Raw genomic sequence first — 25,448 nt, 5'->3', positions numbered from 1 at the left:
GCCGATCGGTCGTGCGCCCAGCCGTTCGTGGGCCCTTAACGAGACGAGGTTGGTGGCGGCAACACGGCCGACTGTCCAGGTGACGCCCTGTTGCCTCAAGCGCTCGTGGGCTGCGCTCCAGACCGCGGCGAAGGCCCGCGATCCCCGGAAGCGCGGCGGGATCACGATATCGAGATCGAGTGCCGTACAACCGCTGGGGGAAGGGGTCAGCGTGCAGCGATGGACGTTTTCCGCATAGGGACCGAGGGAGTACCAGATAAAGCCGCACGGCAGACCGTCACGGAAGGCGCCCAGACAGATTGCGCCGGCCCGGGCCCGGGCGAGAATCTCGGTCTCCGGGCGCCCACTGTACTCGAAGGCCGGATCACCGGGCTGGAGGGGGCGGACTGTGTACCCGTGGAGGTGGGCTGCCGGGAGCAGCGGTTCTGGTGCCACCGGTTGTGCGAACAAGATATAGCGCGTTGCCGATACCGGCAGCCGGAGACGACGCGCCATCCCATCGAGCAGCACGGCCGCGGTCGTGGCCAGACCGAGCTGCCGCAGGTCATGGGCGAGGCGCCGGAGTCTCGGGGGGAGGCGGGAAACCACGCTGATGGATGCTCCGCGCTGAGGGATGGGCGGCCTGCAGGGGCCGAATGGCTTCTTGAACTCTAGCGCAAACGTTTTCGTTCGCCCGGGGCATGAGTTTCAAGGCTGCGGACGGTGAACCACCGGCAATCATCGTCACCGCTGCTACTATCCATTGAGACGGCGCAGCGAACCGACGGGTTTGCCGGCAAACCTGGGAGAGGGGCGATGATGTCGAGCCTTGAGACGGTCAACCGCATCCTGGATAGCAGCCTGAGCTTGGGAGGGCGCGGACTTGAGTTCGATCGCCAGACGCCCCTGCTCGGTGCCCTGGCCGAACTCGATTCCATGGCGGTCGTTGCGGTACTGACAGCGATGGAAGACCGATTCGGCGTGGTGATTGAGGATGACGAGATCAGCGCCGAGACTTTCACTACGGTGGGCAGTCTTGTCGACTTCATCGATAGCAAGCTTGCGGCCGCCTAAGCCCTGGCTGGAGGCGGGGCTTCGGGCCGGCTGCGCGGGTCCCGTCTTCGAGTTGTTGTTTCGTCCGGCTTCCGGATGTGCGCGCGGAGCGGTGCTCTACTGCCACCCCTTCGCCGAGGAGCTCAACAAGGCCCGCCGCATGGCGGCGATGCAGGCACGTGCGTTGGCAGCCGACGGCTGGGCGGTTCTGCTCCTCGATCACTACGGCTGCGGTGATAGCGGCGGTGACTTCGCCGATGCCCGCTGGGAGATCTGGCTGGCCGATCTGGCCGAAAGTTGGCGCGCGCTGAAGCAGCGCTTTCCGGGAGAGTCAGTCGGCTGGGGATTGCGAAGCGGCTGTTTGCTACTCACGGAGATGTTCCACCGGCAGGGCGTTGATGCCCCTGCGGTGCTCTGGCACCCGGTGCTCCGCGGCGATGTCTTTTTGACCCAGTTCCTGCGCATGCGGGTTGCGGTCGAACGCCTCGACGGTGGCGCTGAGACGACAAGCGGGCTTCGCGACCGGATGGCCTCTGGTGAATCGATCGAGGTCGCCGGCTATACCCTGGCGCCGGCCCTCGCCGTCGCCCTGGATCGGGCTAGGCTGCTGCGTACCGACGGATCGGTTTTGTGGCTGGAAGTGGGGGATGCGGCCTGCGGGGTCGCCCCGGCCACTCGGCGCCTGGCAGAGGAGTGGCAGGGTCAGGGCACGATGGTCGAGACCTTGGTGATCGACGGAGAGCCGTTCTGGAGCACCCAGGAGATCGCCGAAGTGCCGGCACTTGTGCATGCGACTCGCCAGTGGCTGGCACAACGGTGAGGGTTTAAACGTGGATGAGCGTGCCGTTGTCTTTCAGGTCCACGGACAGTCCCTGCTCGGTATCTGCCATCGAGCCGAGGGGCGCCGAGGTGTGCTGATGGTGGTCGGAGGGCCGCAGTACCGGGTGGGTAGTCACCGGCAATTCGTCTTGCTGGCACGTGGGTTGGCTGCCCAGGGGGTCCCCGTATTCCGGTTCGATTACCGTGGCATGGGGGATGCCGAGGGCGAGTCGCCAGGGTTCGAGGCGGTTGAGGCTGACATTCGCATAGCAGTTGACCGCTTTCAGCATCAGGTGCCGCAACTTGAGGAGGTGGTGCTGTGGGGGTTGTGCGATGCGGCTTCCGCAGGTCTGCTCTATGCTTGGCAAGATCCCAGGGTTGTCGGGTTGGTGCTGCTGAACCCATGGGTGCGCACGGAGGCCGGTTTGGCACGGGCGTATCTGCGACACTACTACCTGCGCCGTCTGGCCAGTCCCGGTTTCTGGAAGGACCTAGGGCAGCGTCGCGTGAAGCCACTCCGCGCGTTCTCCGGTTTGCTGCGCACGTTGGTAGCGGGATCCCGAACCGGTCGCCATGAGCCGGCCGAAGGCTTGGACGCAGCCAAGTTGCCCCTGCCCGTGCGCATGGCGGATGGCTGGCGGCGCTTCCGCGGTCCGGTGCTGCTCATCCTCAGTGGCAATGACTTGACCGCTGCCGAATTCCGGGATGTTGTTGCCACCACCCGTGCCTGGCGGGGGCTGCTGCGGCAGGACCGCGTCGAGGTACGCGAGCTTCGTGAGGCCAACCACACGTTCTCTCGTGGCGTCTGGCGGGATCAAGTTGCACGCTGGACCGGGGATTGGGTGGCTGCTCTGCCTGCGCGCGAGCGGGCAGCGTGAGCGCTGGTCCGGCAGCACTGGTCCTGGGTGGGTTTCCGCGTATTACGGTGCCGGTCGCCCGCAGCCTCGCAGCTCGGGGTATCCCGGTATACGCAGGCGGGTTCTTCAGCGCGCCACGGGTGCCTCGCAGCCGTTCCCTCCGGGGGTACATCGAGCTGCCCGGCCCGGGGCAATCGTCCTTGGAAGCGTTCCCGGCGGCCCTTTTGGCGGTCATTGAGCAGCGGGGCATCGATACCGTGATCCCGGTGGGCGATGGGGAGCTGACGGCCCTGAGCGGTTGCGAGGATCGGTTGGCATCCCGGGTCCACCGCATGTATCCCTCGGCCGCTCTTGCGGCCCGGGTGCTTGATAAGGGCGCCACCCTGACGGTCGCTCGGTCGCTCGGGGTGCCGATCCCCGAGAGTATCTGCGTGGGCAGTGCGGAAGACTTCCGGCGGCAAGGTGGGGCGATGCGCTTCCCCGTCTTCGTGAAGCCGCGCGACCGGGGGCGGCCGAACCCAGCAAGGATGCGCTACTTTGACGGTCCTGAGCCGTTGTTCGCCTTCCTGGATGCACATCGGGGGGCGGGGTGCGAGTGGCTGGTGCAGCGTTTTGTGCCCGGGGAGGGGGTGGGGGTCGAAGTGTTGATGGACGCGGATCGGCCGTTGGCGATTTTCCAGCACCGCCGTCTCAAGGAACTGCCGCCGGGGGGTGGTGTCGCCGTTCGTAGTGTGAGCGAGGCACCGGATCCGGTTCTGGTGGAACGCGCTGTGGCACTGCTCCGGGCACTGTCTTGGGAGGGGTTGGCGATGGTGGAGTTCCGTCGTGATCCGGCGACTGGCCATAGCGTCCTGATGGAGATCAATGGCCGCTGCTGGGGGTCGATGGCCCTGCCCATCGCCTGCGGCGTGGATTTTCCCTATTACGCCTGGCAACGGCTTCATGGGCAGGAACCGGATCCGCCGGCGACATACCCAATCGGGCGGCGGATGCGCTGGCTTGGCGGTGAGCTACAGCGTTTGCCGGCTGTGCTTCGGGAAAGCCTGGACGGCGAGCGGGGGGGTGGGGGGCTTGCCCGTGACCTGGGTGTTGCCGTGCTGGATTCGGTCAATGGCACCCGCGACGCGCTTTGGGCCTGGGGCGATCCGTGGCCGGCACTGCAGGACACCGGCCAAGCCGTCGGTCTTCTGGTCCATCAGTTATGCGGCCGCCTGGTCCGTTCGCCTCGCTCGTAAACCATGTCTCAGGCGACGCCCGAGTTGCCAGGCGTGGCGCAGTGCGGCGTGACGATAGAAGTTCAGGTGTTGGATGGCGCGGCTGTCGGTGCCCCACTCCATCTGGTCGGCATTCGCGTTGGTGTAGAACTCGATCCGCTGCAGTCCGTCCTGTCGGAACAGATCCTCCAGTGTCTCTGCCAGCATCAATCGGCCGATGGCCAGACGCGCCAGGGATTCGTCGTACGCTGTCTTGAGCAGCATGGCCTGGTGCCCTCGGAAAGCCACCAGCCAGGTGGCTACGGTCTGGCCCCGGGTCTGTAGCCGGTAGGCGCAAGCGCGGCCGCGAGCGGCTTCTGCGCAGAGGTAGTCGCGGTAGAAGCGACCCTGTTCGTTATCGGGGTGGAGTGCAGTTCCTTGCCGGCCCTTCCAGCCAGCGCTCTCCAGCAGGCCGTGGATGTTGACGGCGTCGGCCACGGCAGCAGGGGTATCGTCACGCCGCAGGTGCAGCACCAGCCCAGCCTCCGCAACGCGACGCTGATACCGACGGAGGTTCGAGCGCAGTTTGCGTGGACGCTGCTCCAGATAGTCCTCGTAGCGTCTCCCGCGGACGGTAATCCCGACCGTGTTCACGTAGGGGACCAGTTCGGCCTGTGGGCTGTCCATGCCGAGCGGAAAATACCACGGGTCAAGCTGGGTGAGATCCAGCTGTGCCCCCGCGCCGGGGAGGCTTCGGAGCAGGCTGTTCAAGGCCCCGGCTGGTGATTCCAGACCCGGGTCGAGTAGGATCGGGCCGAGGGGTAGCTGGCTCGGGTGGAACAATCCCCAGCGTAGACGACTCAGCGGGGTCACCAGCGCGTGTCCCCGACAGCCTCCGCGGTCGTTTTCCAGCGTAGCCAGGTGAACGGTCTTGCGACCGAAGTGGCGCAAGGCAGCCTCCAGCAGAGGGCTGGCCAGCAGGGGGTGGTCCCGGCATGCGGCGCGGTTGAGCGTATCCCAGCTGGCAGGTAAAGGGGCGTCAGCGGGTTGGTGCTGAACGCGCCAGCTTGTCTTTTCGGGCATAGTCGTGGGCCTCGTGGCCGGGGGCTTTATCGGGGCGGGGGCGGGCTGCCGCCCCCAAGGCGGACCGGACGGTCTGCATAAGCCGTTCCAGTTCGGGGCTCTGCAGGGACTGGTGGCAGGGGAGCTGCAGAACGCTGGCCGAGAGCCGCTCGGCGTGGCGGCAGGTGCGTGGCGGGGTGCCGGACCAGCGCTCTCCGCCGAAGCGGATGACCGGGATGCCGGCGGCGGCCAGGGCCCCGGCCAGTTCGGCAGGTTTCTCCGTCACGAGGGGAAAGACCTGCGGGATGGTGTTCGCCGGAAGGTCCGGGTACAGGGCGTGCGCCCCCGGTAGATCGGACCAGGCCCGGGCCAGACGCAGGTAGTGGGCACGTCGTTGCGCCCCGACCCGGAAGCGATTGGTATGCTGAATGATCCAAGTGGCTGCATAACTCAGGCGCAGCGGCGCGGTCTCCCCGCCGGAGAGCTCTTCCGGTCCAGTCGGGGGGCGTCCAGGCCCGGCCATGGAGGCCCGGTATAACCGACGCCGGCTGCGGTAGTGCAGGGGTGCCAGTAGGGGGCGCAACTTGGCCAGACGGTCGTGTTCGGTGCTTCGCTCCAGCGTGTTGAGGAGGTCTCGGAGTTCGCCGCGTATTCCGCCCCATGGTGGCTTAGGGATCGCCGGGAGCGCGGTGTTGTTCCGGGCTACACATCCGCCGAGGCGTACGGGCAGAAACTTCCATGGGCTCGCTATGGCGTAGTCCCCGAAACTGCCCAGCGCACCCGTTTCGATGCTTCCGAACAGCGCGTGAGCGCAATCTTCGACCAGCACTGTGCCCGCCTGCTTGGTAAGCGGGACAATCTGATCCATTGGTTGCGGAAAGCCGAAGTAGTGCGAGACTAGGACAGCGCGTGGCCGGGCTTGGAGGCGCCGGTACATGTCATCTAGATCCGCGGTACCGTCTGCCAGGACGCGGAAGAAGCTTACCTGAGCGCCTGCCTGCAGCACCGGCGTTACCATGGACGTACAGTGGTAAGCAGGCAGGAGGATGTGCTCACCGGCGCGCAGGTTCAGTGCGCGGAGGATCAGGGTGATCCCCTGCCGGGCCCGTTCGGTGAAAACGAGTTCGGGACGGTCGAGCACCGAGGCCGGCATTGGGCCCGGCCACCGGGCTAGGCTGTTGCTGTCGAGGACAGCGTACCGAGGGATGCGATCCGTCACGACGGCCTCTTCACGGGCCCGGCAAGCGGGCCAGTACCCCGTCGACGGCACCGACTACTGCCTGCAGGGCGGCATCGCGCTCGGTCCCGGAGGTGCAGTGATAGGGGTCGTGGATACGTGGCCAGCGGCTTCCCGGTGACAGACCCTGGGTAAAGGCGCCGAGCAGATAGAGTCGCTCCCTGGCCTGTGGATAGAGCCCGAGCAGGCGCGCGCGGTTGTAGTCGTCCATCGCCAGGATCCATGCGGCGTCGTCGATCATTTCGGGGCGCAGTTGACGTGCCCCATGCTGCTCCAGAGAGAGCCCCATTGCCTTGGCGAACGAACGGGCGCGCGGATCGGCGGGCTTGCCGTCACGGGCACGCAGACCCGCTGAAAGAACCCGCCGCTGCCACGGTTCCGCAAGTCGACGGCGCATGAGCGCCTCGGCCAAGGCGCTGCGGAAAATGTTGCCGTCGCAGAGCAGCAGGATCGTCCCGTGTTGCGGCGGGGAGTGGGGCAGGTCCCTGACCCGCTCGCGGGCGAAGCGGCAGCGGGCATAACGCAGGGGGCCGCCCGGGCCCAGGTCGGCGATCTCCAGCAGAGGCCGGGCGAGACGCCAGGGGAGCAACTGCCGGATGCCCTGGCGAATCACGCGAATCAGGCGCGAGCGTGGCCGGGTGATGGTTCTTGACAGGCTCATGAGTGGGATCGTCCGGTCACTGAGGGGGGGCGCCGTGCGGACCGCCACGGTGCGAGCAGCCGGCGTCCCAAGCGCTCAGCGGCGAAGCGCAGCCGAGGACGCTGGACCAGCAGCCAGACCATCTCCCCGCAATCGCTGGCCAGGCTGCGCTTGTACTGGCTGTCGCCCATCAATAGGTCGTAGCGGCGCGTGCCGGCGGCGATTCCGTGCTCGATAGCCAGGGCATGGCAGATCAGGCCAGGCCTGTAGCGATTCCCGGTCCAGTAGGCAAAACCGTTCTGGTAGTTGTACACGACGCTGCCACTGCGCAGGTTATAGAGATAACCGACGGTTGCCTCAGCGGTTTGGATGCGCATGAACTCCACTAGGCCAGTTCCTGCGGCGCGCTCCAAAAGGACGCGGTGGAAGTCGGTTACCCGCGCAGCCGAGAAAGCCCCGGGGTGGCCGCGTCGATGCCACTGGGCCTTGTGCAGACGGCACAAGTCCCGGAACCAGGTCCGATGCTGCTCGGGGGAGCTTGCTATGGAGGTCTCGAGTGCGCCGCGGCCGCCGTAGGCACGCATTGACCGCCGGAGCTGCTGCCGGGTGTTGCGGCTCCGGCTAGCCAGGTAATCGTCCAGGTCCGTGTAAGCCGACAAATCCACGTAGTAGTAGGGAGTGCGGCCGGCCTCGTGCATTCGAACCGGGAGATCATTCAAGTGCCTCGGAAGCCGTTCGGCCAGATGGGCGTCCATCCAGCCGAGCGAGAACTCATCCCAGTCGCGCCGGTCTTCCAGCAAGTGGACAATCAGTCGTCGCAGGGCCTGAAGCTCACCGCCCGCCGGGCATAGCGGAGCGTTGTGCTCAGGCAGCAGTTGGCACAATTGCGGATCGCCGCTTTCGTTCAACCATAGCGTTCGGGCCCGGAATAGGCTGCGCCGCCGCCCGGGCCCCTTGCCGAGCATGGCCATCGTCGGCTGACCGCCTTCCAGGGTGAGCCAGGTCGGCAGGGTCTCTACCGGGCTTGTCTCGGCCAGGGCCTGTTGCCAAACAGGGTCGAGAAAGGGTGAGCAGCCCGAACGGTTGGCCAGCGCGGCCCAGTCGTCCGCCACGGCCGCCCAGCCTCCTTCGGTGGACGTCGGGCTAGTGTCCACAGATTTCGCTGCCAGTGCCTTCAAGCCCTTCCCCCGACCTGTTCACCCCGGCCGCCCGGGTGATGAACGGCCCTACCTGAATATAGATCGGTGCTACGCTTTTGCTTAGGAACCCTCCGAGGTCTGTCTGATGACACCCTCCGTCCCGCGAGTTTCTGTGGTCATGCCGGCCCGTAATTGCTCCCCTTTTATCGCCGAGGCCATCGACAGTGTCCTGAGCCAGGAGGAGGACAGTCTGGAGGTTCTGGTCGTTGACGACGGCTCAACGGATGAGACCGCAGCGATCGCGGCCTCGTACGGCGAACCGGTGCGGGTGCTGCATACGTCGAAGCCGGGTTCCGGGGCCGCCGCAGCCCGCAACGTTGGCTTACGGGCTGCCGCCGGGGAGTGCATTGCCTTCCTGGACGGGGACGACGTCTGGTTGCCGGGTAAGCTGGCGTGGCAGCAGCGGGTGCTGGCCGACCACCTTTCAGTCGAGCTCGTGTGCGCCCGCGGTGCGCGCTGGGAGGTTGAAGATGCCGCCGCCGGTTGGCGGCCGTGTATCCCGCCAATGCAGGAGCTGCGTTATTACCCGTCCGGGTGGCTCTACACCTGGCTACTCCTGCGCCCGGCTTGGGTTTGGACCTCGACCGTGATGCTGCGCCGTTCCCTGTTCGAGCGGGTCGGGTACTTTGACGAGACCCTGCGCCTCGGCCAGGACTACGACTACTGGTTGCGCTGTTCCCGGGAAACGCCGATCCGCCGGATTGCCCATGTCATGGCCCTGTATCGCCAGCACCCGGGCAACGCCACCCGCACTCCGCGCGCGCGGAATTTCGAACTGGAGATCCTGGAGCGCGCCCTGGACCGGTGGGGGCCTACAGACGCGGAGGGAGGGGCGGTGGGGGCGGGTGCGCTGCGTCGCCGCCGCGCCGCCCTCCATTTCCGTTTTGCTTACCAGCACTTCTGGGCTGGTAATGCGCGCCTGGCAGCTCCATCTTTCTATCGAGCCCTGATAGGCAATCCCATGGCTTGGCGGGTATGGTGCTATGCGCTGCTTGCCACGGTATCGCGGCTGGTAGGGTGGTGCCCCTCACGCTCCGGCGTGACTTGACCTATATGAGGATCTCTCGCGCGTGCGGGTGGCCGAGGAACCCGGTCGGGCTGGCGGACAGCCCGTAAGCCCCCGATTGGAAGACGGCGACTAGGTCGCCGACCTGAGCTACGGGGAGCTCGACCCGGTCGGCGAGGATGTCCAGCGGCGTGCATAGCGGGCCTACCACTGATGCGATTTCGGCTTCCGGCTCCCTCATGCGGGTGGCAATGGCCACGGGATAGTTCTTGCGCAGGACTTGGCCGAGATTGCCGGAAGCCGCCAGGTGGTGGTGCATGCCCCCGTCGGTGACCAGGAAAACCTGTCCGCGGGAACTCTTGCGGTCAATGATCCGGGTCAGGTATACCCCGGCTTCCCCAACCAGGTACCGACCCAGTTCGAGGATGATCCGGGCCTGCGGCAGACGTTCCCGGCAAACGGCCATGCGTCTGTGAAGATTTTCGGAAATGGCCGCCAGATCGACCGGTTGCTCACCGGGGAAGTAGGGGATGCCCAGTCCTCCGCCGATGTTGAGCAGGCGCAGAGGGCCCGGGGCCTGGTCGGCCAGGCGGTAAGCCAAGTCAAAGATAGCGTCCTGGGTGGCGATCAGCGCCTCGGCGCGCAGGCTCTGGGATCCGGCGAAGATCTGCAGGCCCTGGAAGTGGGCGCCCGAGCCGGCGACTTCGCGCAGCAGATCCGGCATCTGTTCGGCATCGATGCCGAAGGGCCTCGCCCCGCCGCCCATACGCATACCGGACGACTTAAGTTCGAAATCCGGGTTCACCCGCAGGGCGATCTGCGGTGTGATCCCCAAAGTGTCGGCCTGAGTCAGGATACGACTGAATTCATTTTCGGATTCGACGCTCAGGATCACCCCGGCGCTAATCGCCGCGGCAAGCTCCGCGTCGCGTTTCCCCGGCCCTGCGAAGCTGATATCCCGTGCGGGGATTCCGGTAGACAGGGCGAGTTTCAGTTCGCTCAGTGATGCAACATCCAGCCCATCGACACGCCGACCGAGGTGCTCGACCAGTCCGGGTAACGGGTTGGCTTTGATCGCATAATGGAGATGCACGTCCTCGGGGAGATGGGCTCGCAGCGCGTCCACGCGCTGGTCCACCATGGCCCGGCCGTAGATGAAAGCCGGTGTCCCGCCCGCCTGCGTGACCAGGGTCTCCACGTCGGTACCGCCGACGCACAGGTGGTCATTGACGACGGTGAAGATCTCCATGCAGGCGAGGTCGCTGACATGGGGGGTCATGACCGTTCTCCGGCAGCCGGTGGGTTAGCGTTCAGTGTTTGACGTAGACCGGCACGGTCGATCTTGCCGTTGGCGTTGCGTGGCAGGGGGGCGGTCTGCAGGCGTATCTGGGTCGGCACCATATAGGCAGGCAGACGTTCGCGGCAACGCGTGAGGATCTGCTCCGGCGTGGCTCCCGCCGTCTGGCCGACCAGCGCGATGGCTTCGCCGAGCCGATCGTCCGGGATCCCCAAGGCTGCATGTTCCCCCAGCCCCGGGAGGCCGTCCAGGACCTCTTCAATTTCCAGCGGGCTGACGCGGAAACCGGAGGTCTTGATCATCTCGTCGCGGCGGCCGACGAAGTAAAGAAAACCGTCGGCGTCGGCGTATACGGTGTCCCCGGACCAAACGGCTAGCTCCGCCAGAGGCGCCTGAGCGGGCCGTCCGGGTGCCGGGCGAAAACGTGCGGCGGTCGCCTCCGGGGCGTTCCAGTAGCCCTGGCTGACCAGTGGGCCGCGGTGAACCAGTTCCCCGGGCTCGAGGGGCATGCACGGGGAGCCGTCCGGGCGGACGACCCCGATTTCTGCGTTGGGGATGGCTCGACCCATGGAGCCGGGACGTTGATCGATCTCCTCCGGGGGCAGGTAGGTGGAGCGAAAGGCCTCGGTCAGCCCGTACATCAGGAAGGGGCGGGCGCCGGGAAGGCGGGCACGCAGTTTGGCTAGGGCTGAGGTCGGCAGCGCCCCGCCGGAGTTCGTGAAATAGCGCAGGTTCGATGCCGCTTCGGCGGGCCAGTCCAGCTGCGCCAGCTCGACCCATAACGGAGGCACAGCGGCTAGACCGGTAATGCCGTGGCGTGCCACTGCGCAGACGACATCCCGGGCCAGCAGGTGATTGAGCAGCACCGCTTCGGCACCGACGGCCAGGGCGGTAGTCAACTGGCTCAAGCCGTAGTCGAAGCTCAGCGGCAGTACACAGAGGATGCGGTCCTCGGCGGTGTTCTCCAGGTATTCGCTGACACTCTCGGCACCGGTCACTAGGTTGCGATGGTTGAGCACCACGCCCTTGGGGCGGCCGGTGCTGCCAGAGGTATAAAGCAGCGCAGCCAGGTCCGTTTCGATCCTTTGCGGGCAGCAGCCACCGGTGGGCCAGTCTCCCCAGGGGCGGATCGCGGGCAGTGATGGTTCGGTTTGATCGCTGCGCGGCTCGGTAAGAAGCGCATGGCGAAGGTGCGTGCAGGCTTGCAGCGCGTCCTTGAGCTCCTGGTAGCGAACGCCTGAGGTGACCAGCACGCTCGCCCCGGAGTCCTTGACGACATGTCGAACCTGGGCTGGACGGAGCTGGGGGTTGATCGGGACCGCGATGCCTCCGGCTGCGCTCGCTGCGAACAGCGCGACTACCGACTCGGGCCGCTTTTCGAGGAAAATTGCCACCCGCTCGTCCCGTCCCAGACCCAGCGCGTTGAGCCCGCGTGCAGCGTACTCCACCGCTGTGGCCAGCTCGGCGTAGGTCCAGCGCTGCGCGCCCTGGCGCAGCGCCACGGCCTGTGGATTCAGAGTCGCGGTGTGCAGGAGCAGATCGTGGAGCAGGCGGGGCATGGGTCAGGCTCCGAGTCGCTCGGTGGTAGGTAGGGATGACGGCGCTGCAGCGGGCACCGGCATGGTTGCGGAGCTGCGGTCGTCACGCAGCTCGCGGCGCAGAATGATGGCCGCGGCGACGAAGGCGAAGTAGAGGTCGAAATAAGCCAGGCTCAGGAATGCCCCGGCCACGGCGTAAGCAACAATGCCGAGTCCGATGGCCCAGGCCCACTCGGCAATCCAAAGCGTATGCGTTGCCCTGCGCGCCTCAAGGAAGATCCGGGTCAGGCTCCAGAGGGTGAACCCGAGAATACCCAGGAACAAAGCCAAACCGACGAATCCCAAGTTGCCGAGGGTCTGGAAATAGATGCTGTGTACGGCCCGGCGTTGGACATCGGGGTTGTCACCGCTGTAGTAACTGAGCCAGAGGGCATCGGGCAGGCGCTGGGTGCCGAATCCGGAGCCGGTCAGGGGCGCCTCCTTGGCGATGTTCCAAGCAACGTTCCAGGCTTCGATGCGCCCCTGTGCCGAGGCGTCTTCTTCGTAGTGGACAAGCCGCTCCCATTGAGCAGCCATTCGATCGGGTACCGTGACGCCGACGACGCCTACACCGAAGACCGCCAAGGCGACCATGGTCAGCTTGAAGCGCATGCCAAGAAAGAGCAGAGGGGCGACCACCGCCAGAGCCACCCAGGCGCCCCGCGAGTGGGTGCCCACGACCGCCGCAGCAGTTAGCCAAAAGCCGGCGTAGAGCGCCAGCCCGATGGGGCGCCGAAGTCGCTCCCAGCCGGGGACCCGGATGGGCAGGGCAAACCGGCCCTGGTAGACCTGGCGGGCGAGGATAAGCAGCAAGGGCAGGATCATGGCCAGGGCTAGGCCGATGTCGGTATTGCCGCCGATGAAGGTCCCGGCTGGCCCGAGCACCATGTCCGAGAAACCGGTGCGCAGGGCGAACAGCCCGCCCTTGATTCCGTAGTAGCCGACCGACAAAGCCAGAACGGCCATGAGCGCTGTGGTCCGCTCGCGGCCGGTGACCAAGATGATGGCCACCAGGGTCATGAGCATGATCTTGATGCGGATGTCCCACAGCATGTAGGCGTCGTCCGGCAACCAGGAGAAGAGGAAGGTCACGATCGTGAAGTGCCCGATGAACAGCAGCAGGAGCACCATCTCCGGCGTAGCCGGGGGGAGGCGTCGCTCTCGGGCGTAGAGCATGGCCACGAGGGTCACGCTGCCGACCAGCATGGCCAGGGGCGCATCGGCCAGCGGCCCCCAGCTGATGCGGTGCGGGTTCATGAGACCCACCCAGTACCAACCCAGTACACCGGTCCAGGGCCTGACCAGAATCACTGGGATCAGGCCGGCGAGAATGGCGCCGAAAATCAGATCGCGTAGCGGAATGACGGTCGCTCCTCGATGCCGGCCGGCACTCGGGCGCGGCTGCCCTGCCCCGGGCCGGGTCGGCACGGATGCGCCTTGAGTAAAGATAGGACAGGAATCCCGCTGCGGTGGTCTATCTCTCGACTAAGCTTCCCAGTCATGGGAGCGCTGCGCAGGCTCATCGCCGCTGTGCCCCCTCGTGAGGCCGCAGGCCGAAGAGGAAAGCCTTTGTATGCACTCGATCCAGCGGTGTCTGCTCTCTCTGACCACACGCCGTGAACGCTGGCTGGCCGCGGCGCTATTCGGTGCGGTGGTGGTCAACTCCTTGGTTCAGGCAGTCAGTGTGGCGTCGGTGATGCCGTTCCTGTCGGTGCTCGGGGATCCATCGGTCATTGATCGCAACGAGTGGCTCGGGCGGGCTTATGACGGGTTGGGGTTTGCAGACCCCCAAGTGTTCCTGGTTTTCCTTGGTGGCGTTTCGTTCCTGCTGATCATGGTCGGCAACGCGCTGCAGGCGACGACCGTGTGGGGGACGACGCACTTCTCGCACAGCCTCCAGTACGCGCTTTCGCAGCGTTTGCTGGGCGATTTCCTGTGTCGTCCCTACGCGTTTTTTCTCGGGCGTAATTCGACCGAGCTCTCGAAGTCCGTGCTCGAAGAGACCCGGCAGGTGGTGGAAGGGGCGGTTCTGCCGGCGCTGCGGGTTGCCAGCCAGTTGGTGCTTGTGGTGGCCATGGTGCTGCTATTGCTGGTTATCGATCCGTGGCTGGCCATGATCGTGGCCGCCGCGTTCGCCGGTATCTACAGTGGCATTTACATGGGTGTCCGGGCCTGGCTAAGGCGTATCGGAGACGCCCGTCTGGAGGCCAACCGGCTTCGCTTCCTGGCTGTGGGGGAGGCGTTCGCTGGTGCCAAGGAAATTCGTCTGCTCGCGCGCGAGCCTGTCTACCTCGAGCGCTATCGCGATGCCGCCCGGGACTATGCCCGGCACCAGGCCAACGCCAGCGTGGCTGCCGATCTTCCACTTTACGCCATCGAGGCCATTGCTTTCGGTGGCGTGATCCTGCTGGTGCTCTACCTGCTGGGCGGTGAGGGGCTTGCGTATGCGCTACCCGTTATCGGTGTTTATGCTCTGGCTGCCAAGCGCCTGGTGCCGGCGTTCCAGACGATCTTCCACGGGGTCAGTCGGATCCGCTTTACCATGCCGGCCGTTGAACGGTTGCTTGCCGAGCTGGGTGAGCGCCCCGACACGGTGCCGCTCCTTCGATCCGGGGACGAGTTGCACCCCCTCGTCCCGGGCAGTGCAGTCAGGCTGGTGGGGGTGACGTACCGTTATCCCGGCGCAAACCGGCCGGCGGTGGAGGACCTGAACCTAGAGGTTCCGGCTAACGCGACCGTCGGTCTGGTTGGGCCGTCCGGGGCGGGCAAGAGCACAGTGATCGACCTTTTGCTCGGTCTGCTCGAGCCGCAGACCGGTCAGCTCACCGTCGACGGGGTGCCCGTGACCCCCGGGAATCACCGCTGCTGGCAAGCTGCCGTGGGCTATGTCCCGCAGCACATCTTTCTGGCCGACGACACTGTGGCGGGGAACATCGCCCTGGGCGTGGCCCCGGAGGCCATTGATCCGGAGGCGGTCGAGCGGGCATCGCGCCTGGCGAATCTGCACGAATTCGTCATGACTGAACTGGCTGACGGCTATGCCACCCGGGTCGGTGAGCGTGGCATGCGTCTGTCCGGGGGGCAGCGACAGCGGATCGGTATTGCCCGTGCCCTCTATCGGGACCCGCCGGTGCTGGTTTTCGACGAGGCCACCAGCGCTCTGGATAACGCCACTGAACGGGCCGTTATGGAAGCCGTCCATAACCTCGCCCATCGCAAGACGATCATCTTGGTAGCTCACCGACTCTCAACGGTTAAGTCTTGCGAGTGCATTTTCGTACTCGAGCGTGGCCGCGTGGTGGAAGCGGGTACCTGGGAGGCCCTAAGTCGGGAAGGGGAACGGTTCCGGAGACTCGCCGGTGTGGGGTAGTGCACCGGCACGTCCGCCCGCCCGCCCGCCGGTTCGAATGCCGGGATTGATCGGGGCCCTGCGCCCGATGGCGAGTCTGCTTGCCCCAGGCGGATGGCGCGGTCGCTTGTCGATCCTCGTCTATCATCGCGTGCTTCCCTCAGCGGACCCGTTGCGCCCGTACGACCCGGAGGTGGCTGCTTTCCGGAGTCAGATGGAGCTGGTCTCGACTCTGTTCCAGGTGCTGCCCCTGGCCGAGGCGGTGCGTCGGCTGCGTGCGGATCGGTTGCCGCCACGAGCGCTGTGTATCACCTTCGACGACGGCTATGCGGATAACTGCGAAGTGGCGTTGCCAATCCTGCGCGAACTGGAGCTGCCTGCCACTTTCTTCATTGCCGTGGGGTATCTGGACGGCGGCGTGATGTTCAACGACCGGCTCATCGAAGCCTTCAGGGGGGTTCCGGTAGGGCCTTTGGATCTCTCGGCCGTGGATCTTGGGCAACGGGTTCTCCTTGAGGGGGATGCAGATCGTCTTCGGTTAATCGGGGAAGTGATCCAGGCCGTCAAGCACCTCGACGACGATGAGCGCAATGAGCGGGTCGAGGCCCTCGTAAAAGGGCTGAGCGGAGTGTCGGTGGCCAGTCCCATGATGGGACGGGATCAGCTGCGGGCGCTGGTAGGCGCAGGGATGGAGGTTGGTGGACATACCCGTAACCATCCGATCCTGAGCCGGGTGAGTCGTACCCGGGCTAGGGCGGAGATCGGTCAGGGGCGGGAGGAACTGGAATCGATCCTGGGCTGCCCCGTACGCCTGTTCGCCTATCCCAACGGTCATCCAGGCCGGGACTATGGGCCCCACCATGTGGCTATGGTCCGGGCCTGTGGCTTCGAGGCGGCGGTCTCGATGGTCGCGGGGGTCTCGGGTCGGCGCACGGACCCCTATCAGCTGGCCCGTTTCACCCCTTGGTCGCGGCACCCGGCAGCATTCGCCGGCCGTTTGGTGCACAATCTCACGCGACTGTACGTTCCCTGACCGCAAGGCGCGTTCTCCGGGCGTTGTAGGGCGCCGGGCGGGGAGCCGGCGTGGTGTTAGGGTGTGCTGCGAGGAGGTGCTGAGCCGCGTTCATGGGAAAGCTTCCCCCGTCCCCGAGGGTGCTCGCCTGGTGCGCCTGGCTGTCCCTGGCCGGGATCCTCTATCTAACGCTGTTGCCGTTCCAGTTCGGTGAGGTCTCGCTGGCAAGGGCCTGGGAGATCTACCTGAGTATCTCGGTGCCCGAGCCCGCCAGTATCAACTACCCGCAGTGGTTCGCCAACGTCGTCATGTTTTTGCCATTGGGCTTCTTCTGGGCGGCCTGGCTCGGCTGGCGGGTACGTCGGCGCGTAGGCCGCCTGGTGGTGGTGGCAGGGGTCGCCCTGTTGGCACTGGCCGTGACGTGCGTGGTCGAGTTTCTGCAGATCTGGTTGCCGTACCGGTATCCGGCAATCGCCGACATCTCTGCCAACTTCCTTGGTGGGGTGCTGGGCGGTGTGCTCTGGCTGCTGCTGTGGCCCCGTTTCGAGGCTGCGGTCGCCGCAGGCCGGACCGCTCAGGAGGGTCGCCTCCGCCGTCAGCTATGCCACGCGGCTGAGGGCGTCGAGCGCGCTCGCGAACCGCTGCGCAGGGCGCTGGTCTGGATCTGCCCTGGCTACATACTGCTCCTGGTGGCTTTTCATCACGGGTTCGGGCCCTACCATCTTGAGGGAGAGTGGGCCTGGGAGCGTCGCTCCGTGATCCGCTGGATACCGTTCTACGCCCACTACCACGTGTCGGAGTGGGCCGCTCTGCGCAGCGTCCTTGCACACTTGGCCCTCTACATCCCCGTGGGGGGAGCCGTATGGCTGCTCAGCCGTCGCCCCGCTCAGCGATTCGGACAACTCGGCCTGATGGCAGCGCTCTGTGCGGGGTTGGTAGCCACCGGTATGGAGGCGGGCAAACTCTTCCTCGTCACCGGGCGTCCGGACACCTCGGGGGTGGTGATTGCGGTGGTGGCAGCGGTCACCACGGCTTGGTTGCTTGGTGCGCTGTCGCGGCAGAACCCAGCGCTCAGGGGTGGATCGCCTCCGGGGGGGCGGTCAGACCGGTGAAGAGCACCCCATGACGGCGTTGTAATTCCGCTTCCAGGCTGCAGGGTACATCGGTCTTGTACTCTAGGGCACCGATATCCGCCGGTGCCCGACGTGGTCGGCCGCAGAAGTCGTGGTCCGTGATCAACGTTGATGAACCGCGGGCGACGATCGGTGATTCGTCGAGCAGGGCGAGATTGCCGAAAGCCGGCGCCACCATCCAGTTCTCGAATCGGGCGAGGCCCTTGGCCGGGCGCCGCTCACCCATCCAGTCCAGGCCGGTAAGGGTGCGCTCCACGAGCCACTCGGCCCCGTGGCCCTGCGTTTCAGGCAGGCGATTGCGAATGCTCGGGAGATAGTTGGCTACGCCGAGCTGCCCGCTGTATAGGTTGTGGCTCTCCTCTAGCTGGGCCCCATCCCGCGACCAGACCGTGCCGGTGAGCAGGTTGTGTGTGATGTGGGCTCGGGTTTGGGGAAAGCGGGCCTGGATCCCGTAGGCGTCATAGATCGTGTTGTGGGCAATCAGCACGTTTTCCGAACGGGTCACATAGACGCCGGGTCCATTGGGGCAATTGAGGATGATGTTGTTGGTCATCCGGCTGTCCCGCACCTCGGGGCAGTCATTGTCTGCGCAGAACTCCAAGCCGCGACGATCGAAGAAAGCCTGTTCGGTGCCGCCGCTGCCGAAGGCCAGGCCCAGCCGCTGTCCGCCCTGGTGGCGCCATTCACAGATCACCACGTTCCGGTCGAAGACCGCCTGCCGGGCGCCGCCCTTGACGAAGGCCGCCGTGGAGTTGCGCCCGCGCCGTTCCGCCACATGGCCAATGTCAGTTATGAAGTTCTCGGTGATCTGCCACCCCTTGCCCCCGACGACGTCGATGGGGACGAGCGGGTAGCGTGTATTCCGCGGACCGTCATTGACGAAGATGTTGCGGTGGATCCGGACGTGGTCCGGGAAACGGCGTGGATCCCCCTCGCCGTTGCCCTTGATGGCAGCGTGGAAGTTCTGGAAACGGTTGCCCTCGACGACCGTGTGATCGGCACCGGCAACGATGTGCAGCGCATGATTGGCCTGCGCGCCGCCTTGGAAATCTAGATCGCGAAAGTGCCAGTGGGCCCCGTAGACCTTGAACTGGGTGACGCCGTCGGCGCGAATCTGTGCCCCCCCGGGAAGCAGGGCCTGGACCGTGATCGGGGCCTGCTCGCTGCCGCTCTGTCGCAGTGTCTGGCGGCTTAGGGAGTACTCGCCGTCGCGAAGCACGATGGTGTCGCCGGCAGCGGCACTGCGCAGCGCGTCGGCGAGCTCTTCTCCGCTGGTAACCGTGCGCAGTTCGGCCTGGCAGAGGCCGGCGGCCAGCATCAGGGGGGCAACCAATGCCCAATGTAACCAATCCCGCAGGCCCCTGGCCATGGTGCTTCCCCCGAGGTTGTCGCCCTGCAGGAACTGCGTGCCGGGCAAGGTGTTGGCGAGCTGCTTCAATGAGGAGGTTAGGTGCCGATCGGGGGGGGCGCAAGGCGATGGGTGCGGAAAGGGATGAGTTCTCGCTGCGGTGGTATCGCCGCTTCACGGCCCGCGGGGCGGCTCTGGATGATGATGCCGGCATTGCCGGCTGGACCCCCACCGGCCTGGCAGCGCGCAGTCGCCAGTTCCGCGCCCACTGGTCGCTCGTCCAGCCGCCGGGCGAGCGTTGGCTGGATATCGGCTGCGGTGCCGGGACGTACTGCCGGCACCTGCACAACGAGGGGCGGGAGGTCGTCGGCGTCGATTATGCCGAGCCCTCGCTGCGCAAGGCGCGGGATCGTGCGCCAGCCGGGGTGGGGTGGCTGGTTGCCGATGCCCGCGCCTTACCGTTTCCGGCGGCGACCTTCGACGGCGTGCTCTGCTTCGGGGTTATGCAGGCCCTCTCGGTGGCGGGCCGTCGATGCGCCCTGTCGGAGATGGCAAGAGTCGTTCGTCCCGGTGGTGAGGTCTGGGTCGATGCCCTGAATGGAGCCTGCTTTCCGCACGTGTGGGCGGAATGGCGTCGGCGGCTTCAGCGGCGTGCGCCGCATTTGCGCTACGACCGCCGTGCCGGGCTGCGCGAGGCAATGGTCGCGGCGGGGCTCGAACCCCTGGAATGTCATTGGTTGCCTTTGCTGCCGCCATCCTGGGCACGTGGGCAGGAGTGGGTCGAGGGGGCATGGTTGCGCAGGCTCTTGGATGCTTCGCCGCGTCTGGCGAGTCGCCTCAGCCACTCCTACATCCTCCGTGCCTGGGTGCCGCGGTAAGGGTGCCGCTGTCGAGAGGGTTTACAGCGGGATATCGCCGCCCCGGGGTATGTTTGAAAGAGCTCGAAAAATCATGGGCCTATCCAGGGCTATTAACCTGGCATAAGGATTGCTAAAAGGTGTCCTAGGAGTCTCCCGGCGGGTGCGCCTTGCGGTGGGTCGGTGTCCCCCAGCCGGGACGTACTATAGTTCGGCAAAGGCCGTGATCGAATCCGGCTGAGAGCCGTTCGGCGGTGGTTTTCCGCTCAACCCTGAGGAGCTTTCCAGATGGTCGATCGTGTCCCTCGTGACTCTGTGCAGTCCCCTGAAGACCAGGGGCTTGGCGGTGCAGGGCGGAGCCGAAGGCGGTTCAACAAGGCGGCGCTCGCCAGTGCCCCGCTGCTGTTGACACTGCACAGCCAGCCCCTGCGCGCAGCGGCTAATTGCACGATCTCCGGCTGGGTCTCCGCCAATGTCTCCCGCCATCCGGACGGTCCTGAGCCCTGCGGCGGCTACACCCCGGGCTACTGGCAGGGACCGGCCTCGGCTCGGCAATACCCGGAGTGGGGCGAGCAACGGGAGGAGCTGATCAATTCCTCGTTCGGTTTCCCCGGGTTGCCGTCCTATACCCTGATCGCCGGTGGCGGACCGGGGAGAGGTGGCGGTTTCGAATACCTGACCCTGCACGACGCCGTGCGGGGTCCGGGGCAGAGCCGAGTTGCCGAGTTCAATGGTATGACTGAAAGGCAGCTGCTGCGCTTTGGTACGGCGACGCTGCTCAATGCCCGCTACCTTATGGATTTCCCCCTGACCGAGGCGCAGGTCATCGACATCGTAACGACCACGCTGTTGACCGGCTCCTATACCACCGCTGCCGGGGATACGCTCACCGCCCCGCAGGTCCACTACTTCCTGGAGAACACCATGGATGGCCAGCAAAGCTGGGGCAGTTACGCGTGACGGGGGAGCGCCAGGCTGGGTGCTGGCCGGCGTTGAGTTGGAGATGCGGGATCTGGGCGGTGAGGTGGTCATCTTCCACGCTGGGTCCGGACAGACCCATTGCCTGGCCGGGTTGGTGGCTCGTCTGTTCCGGATTCTGGCCAGAGAGGAGCGACCTCGGGGCACCGAAGCGCTGATGGCCACACTCCGTGGCGTCGATGATCCGCCCTTTGCAGATGCCGATGCGCTTGAAGCCCTGGAGTGGCTGCGCGCGCGGGGCGTGATCAGGGGGGAGCGGGGATGGAAGTAGCGCGGATGCCGGCCGCTGAGGTCCGACAACGCCTGTCCGGGCCGGGGCTCGACCTGCGGACCGGCTCTCTGACCCTGCGGATCCGCTCATCCATCTCCAGAGTCGCGGAGGGAATCCGGCAGCTCTACGCCGATTTCCCGGTGGCGGACGGGGGTGGTTTCGTCGACTTCCAGTGCCAGATCCGCGCACCGCACGGGGTTCGACGCTTCTACCGTCGCCAGGTGTGCTTTCTGTTCGAGCACCGTGAGGTCTTCCGCCCGCTGCCCTACGCCCAGGCCTTCCCGATGCTGGAGTGGGGCATGAATTGGTGCATGGCGACCCAGATCCGGCACCAGCTGGTTCTGCACGCTGCAGCGTTGGAGCGCGATGGTCGTGCGCTGGTGCTCACGGGTCCTCCGGGATCGGGTAAAAGTACTCTTTGCGCAGCCCTCAGCCAGCGCGGCTGGCGGCTGCTCAGCGATGAAACCACGCTGCTCGATCCGGAGACGGGTTGCGTTACCGGACCAGTGCGTCCGATCAGCCTCAAGAACGCCTCGGTGGAAGCAATCCGCGCCTTTGCGCCGCATGCCTGGTTGAGTGCGCCGTGCCACGACACCCTCAAGGGGACGGTGGTTCACATGCGTCCGCCGCCCGAGAGCGTCACCCGCATGACCGAGTCCGCCCTGCCGGGTTGGGTGATTTTCCCTCGCTACCGTGCCGGCGCAGCCACGCGCTGGCGGATTCGCAGCCCCGGGCGGGTGCTGCTGGGACTCGCGGCCAATGCGTTCAACTACCCCGTCCTGGGAAGGCGCGCTTTCCATGCCCTGGTGGACGTCGCCGAACAGGTCGATGCCTGGGATCTGACCTACAGCGACTTGGAGCAGGTCGTGGGGGACATCGATGCCCAGACGGCCTGAACCGAGTAAATGGCTCTGTCGCGGTCTCGGCAACCCCCGATGCCTGCCGGAGTGGTCGGAAGCCCGATGGTCTGGCGTCATTGCGGCCGGCCGCGAGACCGCGCTACTCGGTGCGCTCTGGGAACAGGCCCGGCGAGCGGGGGTGGCGGAGCGGTTACCCCCTTCGGTGGTGCGTCACCTGCGTGGTGCCGGGTGGGCTGCCGAGACACAGGCCGAGGCCCTGCGCTGGGAGTTGCGTCAACTCGAAGAGGGGGTTCTGCAGGGGCTGTCACCGCCCGTGGCGCTTAAGGGGGCGGCCTATCTCATCGCCGGCCTGCCTCATGCCGCGGGCCGGGTCTGTCACGACATCGATCTGCTCTTTCCCCGCGACAGCGTCGAGCGTGCCGAGCAATTGCTCTTCTTCGAGGGCTGGCAGAGTGGTCACCACAGTGAATACGACGATCGCTACTACCGGGAGTGGATGCACGAGTTGCCACCCCTGGTTCACGGCCGTCGCGGAACCACGCTCGACCTGCACTACAATATTCTCCCCGAGACCTTTGCAGTGCGGGTCGATCCCCGGCGGCTGTTCGACCGAACCGAGCCAGTGTCCGGCTGGCGAACGCGTATCCTGGCGCCGCCACACCTGGTCCTGCATGCGGTCGCCCACCTCCTCGCCGAGACCGAGTGGGAGGGTGCCTTGCGAAACCTTTACGACATCCACGCCCTGCTGGTGCATTTCGAAGCCGAGGTCGGTGCGCCCTTCTGGGCAGATCTGCTGGAGGAGTCCCGGGAGCTGGGCCTAGCGCGCTTGCTGGAGGCGGCCCTCGTTGCGGTGCAGGACTGGTTCGCCACACCGGTGCCGCCATCGGTGAATACCGCGATGGCTGCCCACAGGCCGGCCTGGCCTTATCGCAGTGCATGGCGCAGGCTGCTCCGCACTGGTCTGCGCACACGCGCTGACTCCGTTCCGGGCAGGCGCGCCGTGGCGGGCTGGTTGTTATTCCTGAGGGGGCACTGGCTGAAGATGCCGCCGCTGTTGCTGCTGCGCCACCTGCTGTATAAGGCGCGGCAGGCGCGGGCGGAAACCCACCTACCCCCACCGGTCCCAGATGCCGAAAACCACGGGTGATACTGCCATGTCCGCTAGCGCCGGAAGCATCTCTGCTTCAACCATCTTCGACCGACGTCGGGCCGTGATCCTGGCCGGCGGGTCGGGGACGCGCCTGTGGCCATTATCCCGTAGCACCATGCCCAAGCAACTGCTCGCCCTGACCAGTGAACGCACGCTGCTCCAGGAGACCGCTGCCCGCCTTTTGCCCGCGGTGTTGGCTCGGCACATCACCACGGTCACCCACATGGATCACCGTTTCGAGGTCATGGGTCAGCTGCATGAACTTGACCCCGTCCTCGCTGACGGTGTGCTCACCGAGCCGGTGGCGCGCAATACACTGCCAGCCGTGGCCTGGGCCGTGGCGCGCATCGCCGTCGATGAGCCGGATGCGGTGGTCGGGGTGTTTCCTTCCGATCATCGAATCGCCGACCTCGAGGCGTTCCGGCACGCCTGGTCGGCTGCCGAGCAGGCAGCCGATGCCGGCGGGCTTACGCTGCTCGGGGTAACCCCAACCGGTCCGGCCACCGGCTTCGGCTACATCCAGACCGGCGCGCCGGTCCTGCCTGGGGTCCGGGCCGTTGCACGGTTCGTCGAAAAACCGGATGCAGAGACCGCGGCTGGTTTCCTGCAGGAGGGGGGGTATCTCTGGAACGTCGGCGTGTTCGTCTTCCGTGCCGATCGCTTCCTCGATCTGCTCGCGGTCTATCAGCCGGAGCTGACAGCGGCCGTTTTGGATTGGGCGCAGCGCGGAGCCGCTCCCGAGCCCCGCTGCTACGCTGCCCTGCCGGATCTTTCGGTGGATTGCGGCGTGCTCGAGCCTGCCGCGGGCGCCGCGCTTGTCGTCCCCGTGGATCTCGGTTGGAGTGATCTCGGCAGCTGGGAGGCGCTCTATCAGGAGCGACCCAAGGATGAGGCCGGCAATGTGGCCCACGGCGCGGTCCTGCCCGTCGAGACCCGGGACAGTCTGCTCTGGAGCAATGACGGCACCCTAGTGGCCTCCTACGGGGTAACCGGACTGGCCGTGGTGCAGACACGCGACGCCACCCTAGTCTGTCCACGCCAGCGCCTTTCGGAGCTCAAGGCGCTGGTAGGACGGGTGCGTGAGACCCGCCGCGAGCTCACCGAGGCCCACGTCACCGTAGCGCGGCCCTGGGGCAGTTATACGACCCTGGAGTCTGGACACCGCTACAAGCTCAAGCGGATTGTTGTGAATCCGGGCTGTAAGCTCTCGTTGCAGATGCACCACCACCGCTCGGAGCATTGGGTCGTCATCGCCGGTACGGCCCGGGTCATCAACGGCGACGAAGAGATGTTCCTTGAGGAGAATCAGTCCACCTATGTCCCGGCGACGCGCATCCACCGCCTCGAGAATCCGGGTCGGATCCCGTTGCAGATCATCGAGATCCAGACCGGTCCGTATCTGGAGGAGGACGATATCCTGCGCTTTGAGGATATCTACGGGCGCCTGCCGCCGCTTCCTGCCGCGGCCGGTTGAGCCCCGGCCGCGTTTCCTGGGCGGTGGGTCAGCCGCGGGTGATGGCCGCGGGAGTCGCTGCGCTGCCGCTCTGCCAGCGCCAAGTGTCGCGCATCATGGCGGACAGATCGCGCCTTGCCCGCCACCCGAGTTCCCGCTCGGCCCGGGTCGGATCGGCCCAGCAAGCGGCGATGTCACCAGGTCGTCTGTTGACGATCCGGCACGGGACTTGGCGGCCCGAGGCTTGCTCGAAAGCCGATACGATCTCCAGGACCGAGTAGCCCTCACCCCGGCCCAGATTCCAGATGCCCACACCGGGGCGTCGCGCAGTGGCCTCCAGTGCCCGGAGGTGGCCCTCGGCCAGATCCATGACGTGGATGTAATCGCGGACTCCGGTTCCGTCCGCGGTGGGGTAGTCGGCGCCAAAGATCGATAGGGCAGGGCGCAGACCGGCTGCCACCTGGGAGACGTAGGGGAGAAGATTGGCCGGCTCGCCGCCCGGATCTTCACCAATCTGCCCGCTCTCGTGGGCCCCGGCCGGGTTGAAGTAGCGCAGGATGCCGATGGCCCAGCGCGGATCGCTTTGCGCAAGGTCGAAAAGCATGTGTTCGACCATGTGCTTGCTACGCCCGTAGGGGTTGGTGACGGCGCCGGTGGGGGCATCCTCGCGGACTGGGACCTCGGCCGGATCGCCGTAGACCGTTGCCGAAGAGCTGAATATGAGCCGAAATACGCCGGCGGCCTGCATGGCCTGGCACAGCTGCAGGGTACCGAGAACGTTGTTGTTGTAGTAGGCGAGGGGCGCGCGGGTGCTCTCGGCAACGGCCTTGAGCCCGGCGAAGTGCAGGACGGCGTCGAAGCGGCGGGTTTGGAGGCAGCGGGCGAGCGCCGTTCGGTCGCGCAAGTCCGCGCGGACGACCTCCACGCGCTCGCCGGTGATAGCAGTGATGCGGGCGATCGTAGTCGGGGCGCTGTTCGTGAAGTTATCGAGGATCGTGACCCGGTGACCCGCCTGCAGGATTGCCACGACGGTGTGGCTGCCGATGTATCCTGCTCCACCCGTGACCAGGAAATGCATGACTCCATCCCTCCGGGACGTCCACTTTTGGCAGAAGCTT

At 66.1% G+C, this 25,448-nt stretch carries 23 protein-coding genes; 14 read left to right on the top strand and 9 right to left on the bottom strand.

Going from position 1 to position 25,448, the window contains the following annotated elements:
- The first annotated feature begins 798 nt into the window (after positions 1-798).
- The 4 genes from LRA98_RS02700 to LRA98_RS02685 all read left to right on the top strand — a co-directional run bounded on the left by LRA98_RS02700 (position 799) and on the right by LRA98_RS02685 (position 3,943).
- Complete coding sequence (locus tag LRA98_RS02700; RefSeq protein WP_238633022.1) at positions 799-1,053, top strand: acyl carrier protein; 255 nt, start codon at positions 799-801, stop codon at positions 1,051-1,053.
- A 7-nt stretch (positions 1,054-1,060) separates the two neighbouring features.
- Positions 1,061-1,852, top strand: coding sequence for a hydrolase 2, exosortase A system-associated (locus tag LRA98_RS02695; protein WP_238633023.1), 792 nt, complete (start codon positions 1,061-1,063; stop codon positions 1,850-1,852).
- 10 nt (positions 1,853-1,862) lie between these two features.
- Positions 1,863-2,729 (top strand): hydrolase 1, exosortase A system-associated, encoded by an 867-nt coding sequence (locus LRA98_RS02690; protein ID WP_201242222.1) that lies wholly within the window; start codon positions 1,863-1,865, stop codon positions 2,727-2,729.
- 179 nt (positions 2,730-2,908) lie between these two features.
- Complete coding sequence (locus LRA98_RS02685; RefSeq protein ID WP_238632935.1) at positions 2,909-3,943, top strand: carboxylate--amine ligase; 1,035 nt, start codon at positions 2,909-2,911, stop codon at positions 3,941-3,943.
- On the opposite strand, the gene LRA98_RS02680 is transcribed toward LRA98_RS02685, so the two are convergent.
- The 4 genes from LRA98_RS02680 to LRA98_RS13115 form a co-directional block, all read right to left on the bottom strand.
- Positions 3,908-4,852, bottom strand: coding sequence for a GNAT family N-acetyltransferase (locus tag LRA98_RS02680; RefSeq protein WP_238640822.1), 945 nt, complete (start codon positions 4,850-4,852; stop codon positions 3,908-3,910). The two genes, LRA98_RS02685 and LRA98_RS02680, sit on opposite strands and share 36 nt — an antisense overlap.
- An 88-nt stretch (positions 4,853-4,940) precedes the next feature.
- Positions 4,941-6,182 carry an aminotransferase class V-fold PLP-dependent enzyme gene (locus LRA98_RS02675; protein WP_238632937.1) on the bottom strand — a complete coding sequence of 414 codons (1,242 nt, stop codon included), beginning with the start codon at positions 6,180-6,182 and terminating at the stop codon, positions 4,941-4,943.
- Positions 6,183-6,192: 10 nt separating this feature from the next.
- On the bottom strand, positions 6,193-6,861 hold the full coding sequence (locus LRA98_RS02670; RefSeq protein WP_238632938.1) for an arsenate reductase/protein-tyrosine-phosphatase family protein: 669 nt from the start codon (positions 6,859-6,861) through the stop codon (positions 6,193-6,195).
- Positions 6,858-7,952, bottom strand: a complete 1,095-nt coding sequence (locus LRA98_RS13115; RefSeq protein ID WP_238632939.1) for a GNAT family N-acetyltransferase — start codon at positions 7,950-7,952, stop codon at positions 6,858-6,860. The genes LRA98_RS02670 and LRA98_RS13115 overlap by 4 nt, the downstream gene beginning before the upstream one ends.
- A 172-nt stretch (positions 7,953-8,124) precedes the next feature.
- On the opposite strand from LRA98_RS13115, the gene LRA98_RS02660 reads away from it, so the two are divergent.
- Positions 8,125-9,087 carry a glycosyltransferase family 2 protein gene (locus LRA98_RS02660; RefSeq protein WP_201241992.1) on the top strand — a complete coding sequence of 321 codons (963 nt, stop codon included), beginning with the start codon at positions 8,125-8,127 and terminating at the stop codon, positions 9,085-9,087.
- A gap of 1 nt (position 9,088) precedes the next feature.
- Here the strand turns inward: LRA98_RS02660 and LRA98_RS02655 are convergent, their stop codons facing one another.
- Genes LRA98_RS02655 through LRA98_RS02645 form a run of 3 tightly spaced genes read right to left on the bottom strand, consistent with a single transcriptional unit; the run spans position 9,089 to position 13,230 of the window.
- A complete protein-coding gene (locus tag LRA98_RS02655; RefSeq protein WP_238632941.1) occupies positions 9,089-10,324 on the bottom strand; it encodes a pyridoxal-dependent decarboxylase, exosortase A system-associated in 1,236 nt (411 codons plus the stop codon).
- Positions 10,321-11,901 carry an acyl-CoA ligase (AMP-forming), exosortase A system-associated gene (locus LRA98_RS02650; protein WP_238632942.1) on the bottom strand — a complete coding sequence of 527 codons (1,581 nt, stop codon included), beginning with the start codon at positions 11,899-11,901 and terminating at the stop codon, positions 10,321-10,323. The genes LRA98_RS02655 and LRA98_RS02650 overlap by 4 nt, the downstream gene beginning before the upstream one ends.
- A 3-nt stretch (positions 11,902-11,904) precedes the next feature.
- Entirely contained in the window at positions 11,905-13,230 is a 1,326-nt protein-coding gene (locus LRA98_RS02645; protein WP_238632943.1) for a putative O-glycosylation ligase, exosortase A system-associated, read from the bottom strand.
- A 262-nt stretch (positions 13,231-13,492) separates the two neighbouring features.
- On the opposite strand from LRA98_RS02645, the gene LRA98_RS02640 reads away from it, so the two are divergent.
- The 3 genes from LRA98_RS02640 (at position 13,493) to LRA98_RS02630 (ending at position 17,392) form a co-directional block, all read left to right on the top strand.
- Positions 13,493-15,289: an ABC transporter ATP-binding protein gene (locus LRA98_RS02640; protein ID WP_238632944.1), complete on the top strand. Its 1,797-nt coding sequence runs from the start codon at positions 13,493-13,495 to the stop codon at positions 15,287-15,289.
- A 37-nt stretch (positions 15,290-15,326) separates the two neighbouring features.
- Positions 15,327-16,301: a polysaccharide deacetylase family protein gene (locus tag LRA98_RS02635; protein ID WP_443134936.1), complete on the top strand. Its 975-nt coding sequence runs from the start codon at positions 15,327-15,329 to the stop codon at positions 16,299-16,301.
- A gap of 92 nt (positions 16,302-16,393) precedes the next feature.
- Positions 16,394-17,392 (top strand): VanZ family protein, encoded by a 999-nt coding sequence (locus LRA98_RS02630; RefSeq protein ID WP_238632946.1) that lies wholly within the window; start codon positions 16,394-16,396, stop codon positions 17,390-17,392.
- Here LRA98_RS02630 and LRA98_RS02625 read toward each other — a convergent pair.
- A complete protein-coding gene (locus LRA98_RS02625; RefSeq protein WP_238632947.1) occupies positions 17,352-18,782 on the bottom strand; it encodes a right-handed parallel beta-helix repeat-containing protein in 1,431 nt (476 codons plus the stop codon). The genes LRA98_RS02630 and LRA98_RS02625 overlap by 41 nt on opposite strands.
- A 107-nt stretch (positions 18,783-18,889) precedes the next feature.
- Between LRA98_RS02625 and LRA98_RS02620 the strand changes: the two genes are divergently transcribed.
- The 6 genes from LRA98_RS02620 (at position 18,890) to LRA98_RS02595 (ending at position 24,351) form a co-directional block, all read left to right on the top strand.
- Positions 18,890-19,639, top strand: coding sequence for a class I SAM-dependent methyltransferase (locus LRA98_RS02620; protein WP_201241998.1), 750 nt, complete (start codon positions 18,890-18,892; stop codon positions 19,637-19,639).
- Positions 19,640-19,906: 267 nt separating this feature from the next.
- Positions 19,907-20,578 (top strand): hypothetical protein, encoded by a 672-nt coding sequence (locus tag LRA98_RS02615; protein WP_201241999.1) that lies wholly within the window; start codon positions 19,907-19,909, stop codon positions 20,576-20,578.
- Positions 20,547-20,867, top strand: a complete 321-nt coding sequence (locus LRA98_RS02610; protein ID WP_238640823.1) for an HPr-rel-A system PqqD family peptide chaperone — start codon at positions 20,547-20,549, stop codon at positions 20,865-20,867. Before LRA98_RS02615 ends, LRA98_RS02610 begins: the two co-directional genes overlap by 32 nt.
- On the top strand, positions 20,858-21,763 hold the full coding sequence (locus LRA98_RS02605) for an HprK-related kinase A (protein ID WP_238632948.1): 906 nt from the start codon (positions 20,858-20,860) through the stop codon (positions 21,761-21,763). The genes LRA98_RS02610 and LRA98_RS02605 overlap by 10 nt, the downstream gene beginning before the upstream one ends.
- Positions 21,747-22,874, top strand: coding sequence for a nucleotidyltransferase domain-containing protein (locus LRA98_RS02600; protein WP_238632949.1), 1,128 nt, complete (start codon positions 21,747-21,749; stop codon positions 22,872-22,874). The genes LRA98_RS02605 and LRA98_RS02600 overlap by 17 nt, the downstream gene beginning before the upstream one ends.
- On the top strand, positions 22,855-24,351 hold the full coding sequence (locus LRA98_RS02595) for a mannose-1-phosphate guanylyltransferase/mannose-6-phosphate isomerase (protein ID WP_443134935.1): 1,497 nt from the start codon (positions 22,855-22,857) through the stop codon (positions 24,349-24,351). The genes LRA98_RS02600 and LRA98_RS02595 overlap by 20 nt, the downstream gene beginning before the upstream one ends.
- A 28-nt stretch (positions 24,352-24,379) precedes the next feature.
- Here LRA98_RS02595 and galE read toward each other — a convergent pair whose 3' ends face one another.
- Positions 24,380-25,408, bottom strand: a complete 1,029-nt coding sequence (galE, locus tag LRA98_RS02590) for a UDP-glucose 4-epimerase GalE (RefSeq protein ID WP_238632951.1) — start codon at positions 25,406-25,408, stop codon at positions 24,380-24,382.
- Positions 25,409-25,448 lie beyond the last annotated feature (40 nt).

The organism is Halorhodospira sp. M38 (genome assembly GCF_022227985.1).
In the GTDB taxonomy this organism is placed as follows: Bacteria; Pseudomonadota; Gammaproteobacteria; order Nitrococcales; family Halorhodospiraceae; genus Halorhodospira; species Halorhodospira halophila_A.
Note: the sequence above shows the minus strand (reverse complement) of the source record. Positions and strands in the feature narration are given on the sequence as shown.

Excerpts from the sequence above, each read along its gene's own strand:
- LRA98_RS02615 (WP_201241999.1), top strand. The coding sequence starts at position 19,907 with ATGGTCGATCGTGTCCCTCGTGACTCTGTGCAGTCCCCTGAAGACCAG.
- LRA98_RS02655 (WP_238632941.1), bottom strand. The coding sequence starts at position 10,324 with ATGACCCCCCATGTCAGCGACCTCGCCTGCATGGAGATCTTCACCGTC.
- LRA98_RS02605 (WP_238632948.1), top strand. The coding sequence starts at position 20,858 with ATGGAAGTAGCGCGGATGCCGGCCGCTGAGGTCCGACAACGCCTGTCC.
- LRA98_RS02700 (WP_238633022.1), top strand. The coding sequence starts at position 799 with ATGTCGAGCCTTGAGACGGTCAACCGCATCCTGGATAGCAGCCTGAGC.
- galE (WP_238632951.1), bottom strand. The coding sequence starts at position 25,408 with ATGCATTTCCTGGTCACGGGTGGAGCAGGATACATCGGCAGCCACACC.
- LRA98_RS02640 (WP_238632944.1), top strand. The coding sequence starts at position 13,493 with ATGCACTCGATCCAGCGGTGTCTGCTCTCTCTGACCACACGCCGTGAA.
- LRA98_RS02600 (WP_238632949.1), top strand. The coding sequence starts at position 21,747 with ATGCCCAGACGGCCTGAACCGAGTAAATGGCTCTGTCGCGGTCTCGGC.
- LRA98_RS02650 (WP_238632942.1), bottom strand. The coding sequence starts at position 11,901 with ATGCCCCGCCTGCTCCACGATCTGCTCCTGCACACCGCGACTCTGAAT.
- LRA98_RS02635 (WP_443134936.1), top strand. The coding sequence starts at position 15,327 with ATGCCGGGATTGATCGGGGCCCTGCGCCCGATGGCGAGTCTGCTTGCC.
- LRA98_RS02610 (WP_238640823.1), top strand. The coding sequence starts at position 20,547 with ATGGCCAGCAAAGCTGGGGCAGTTACGCGTGACGGGGGAGCGCCAGGC.
- LRA98_RS02620 (WP_201241998.1), top strand. The coding sequence starts at position 18,890 with ATGGGTGCGGAAAGGGATGAGTTCTCGCTGCGGTGGTATCGCCGCTTC.
- LRA98_RS02595 (WP_443134935.1), top strand. The coding sequence starts at position 22,855 with ATGCCGAAAACCACGGGTGATACTGCCATGTCCGCTAGCGCCGGAAGC.
- LRA98_RS02625 (WP_238632947.1), bottom strand. The coding sequence starts at position 18,782 with ATGGCCAGGGGCCTGCGGGATTGGTTACATTGGGCATTGGTTGCCCCC.
- LRA98_RS02630 (WP_238632946.1), top strand. The coding sequence starts at position 16,394 with ATGGGAAAGCTTCCCCCGTCCCCGAGGGTGCTCGCCTGGTGCGCCTGG.
- LRA98_RS02670 (WP_238632938.1), bottom strand. The coding sequence starts at position 6,861 with ATGAGCCTGTCAAGAACCATCACCCGGCCACGCTCGCGCCTGATTCGC.
- LRA98_RS02660 (WP_201241992.1), top strand. The coding sequence starts at position 8,125 with ATGACACCCTCCGTCCCGCGAGTTTCTGTGGTCATGCCGGCCCGTAAT.